The sequence below is a fragment of the Methylobacterium sp. B1 genome, from assembly GCF_000333255.1.
Lineage (GTDB): Bacteria > Pseudomonadota > Alphaproteobacteria > Rhizobiales > Beijerinckiaceae > Methylobacterium > Methylobacterium fujisawaense.
In genome coordinates, this window is sequence record NZ_BACT01000720.1 from 1 (window position 1) to 2269 (window position 2269).

The following is a 2269-nucleotide window of genomic DNA, read 5'->3' on the forward strand; positions in this document are numbered from 1 at the left end:
CCGGCAGCGTCATCCGGGCGCGGGCGACGCTTGTGCTGGCAGCTGGCGGCGATCGCGACGGCCTCGCGCTTTGGGCTGCGGCCTGGCACCGGGCTGCGGCCGCGCTGGACGTATCCGGCGACGGCGCGCAGGGGCCGACCGAGCCCGGACATGCCAGCCTGGCCTTGCAGGAAGCCGTGGTCGACGCGCTGGCCGTGGCCGATGCGGAGACTGCCGGGCATCGGGCATCCACAGCCCAGGACGCGGCCTTTGATGCGACCCTCTCGGGCTATGCGCAACTCCTGCGGAATCGGTTCCGCCGCGCGGGGTCCGGCACCCAGACCCCGCTCACGGCCGCTGCCGCGCGATGGGTCGAAGCGATGGGCGAGAAGCCCGTGCCACTTCGGCCAAACGACGGGGAGTCCCGTGCGAATTACCTTGAGCGCTTCGCGATCGCCAACCACATGCGCCTGCGTGTCCTGCGCCTGGAGGCGGGCACGCCATTGCAGGGTGACGGCCCCGTCCTGGCTTTCGACCGTGAGGATCGGCCATGCCTCATCAAGCCGCGTCTCTGGGGCGCCTACGATCTGGACCCCGCCGAGCCCGGTGCGCGCCCGAGGCGGATGAGGAAGAGCGACTGGTCGCGGCTGGGTCCACAAGCGTTCGCCTTGTGCCGCACACTGCCGGGCAGCCCGCTGACCTATCGCGGGGTTCTCGGCTTCGGCCTCGGTTTCGCCCTGGGCGACATCCTGCTGCTCGTGGCCTGCGGGATCCTGGGCACGCTGCTCGCGCTGCTGCCGCCCATCGCCTCACAGCAGATCATCAACATCGCCGTCCACACAGCCGATACCGAGTTCCTGGCACAGCTGCTCACGGTGCTGGCGATATCGCTGATGGTCGAGACGGCCTTCTTCGTCGTCGGCCAGCTCGCGCAACTCCGGGCCCAGGGGAAAGCCGGATTGGCGCTGCACGCGGCCATGGTCGACCGCCTGCTGCGCTTGTCCCCTGCGGATCTGCGATCCTCAACCACCTTGATCCTCGCCACCGAGATGGAGACGGTGGAGAAGTTCCGCCGGGCTGTCGTCGGCTTCGCCGTCGTCGCGCTCCTCGCCCTGATCAGCGGCTTGGCATCGGCGATCCTCGTCGCGTTCATCTCGCCGGTCGCTGGCCTCATCGGCATCGGTCTCGTGCTGCTGCTCTTCGGAGTGACCGCTCTCGTCGGATGGCTTCAGTTCAAGGCCATCTATGAGGGCGAGCGGATGGACGTGATCGTGCTCGCCTTCGTGTACGATCTCGTCCGCCTCGTCCCGATGGCGCGCGGCAGCCGGCTCGAGAAGCGCGCCTTCACGCAGTGGAGCGAGAACTTCCTCGCCTTTCAGACGCGCCTCCTGCGCTCGGCGCGCATCAGCAACATCGTTCCGATCTTCGAGCACCTGTGGGACGCCCTGATGCTCGCGACCTGCTTTGCAGCCGTTGCCTATGCCGGGGCTACCCAGACTCTGACGGCCGGTGCCGCCGTCACTTTCGTCCTGGCACTCAGCCGCCTGATCCGCGCCGGCAAGGACCTGTCGCACGCGGTGATGGGGACGGCCAAGCTGCTGCCCATGGCGAAGCTTGCCCGGCCCTTGCTGGATTTCCAGACCGAACCGCTCGTGACCGGGGCCGCCGTGCCGCATCTGAACGGCCACATCGACGTGGTCGACGTGAGTTTCCTGTACGGCGCGAAGCGCGCCCTCGACCACGTGAGCGTCTCGATCCGCCAGGGCGAATTCGTCAGCATCGCCGGCCCCTCGGGCAGCGGCAAATCCACGCTCCTGCGGGTGCTCGCCGGTCTCGAACAGCCGCAGATGGGCAGCGTGCTTCTGGACGGGTACGACCTCGCGCGCGTCGATCGGCGCCAGCTCACGCGCAGGCTCGGCGTCGTGCTCCAGAACAGCACCTTGTTCCCGGGATCGCTCTACGACAACATCCGCGGCGTCACCGACATCCCGCTCGACGCGGCGTGGCATTTCGCCGAGCAGGCCGGTGTCGCCGACGAACTCCACGCGCTGCCCATGGGCCTCAGGACCCTTGTGAGCGAAGCGGGATCGGGTCTTTCCCTGGGGCAGATCCAGCGCATCCTGATCGCCCGGGCGCTAGCGCAGACGCCGGCGATCCTGATCCTAGACGAAGCCACCAGCGCGCTCGACGATGCGGCACAAGGCAAGCTGATCGATACGCTCGCGCGCTTGGACCTCACGCGCATCGTCGTCGCGCATCGTCCGGTGGTCTGGGCGCGCACGGAGCGCTC

1 protein-coding gene is annotated in these 2269 nt (G+C 68.5%); it reads left to right on the plus strand.

Annotated features, from left to right (window positions below; all coding sequences use genetic code 11):
- Nucleotides 1-2269, plus strand: a 2269-nt coding sequence (locus I53_RS21050) for an ATP-binding cassette domain-containing protein (RefSeq protein WP_043354323.1), incomplete at both ends; no start/stop codon positions are given.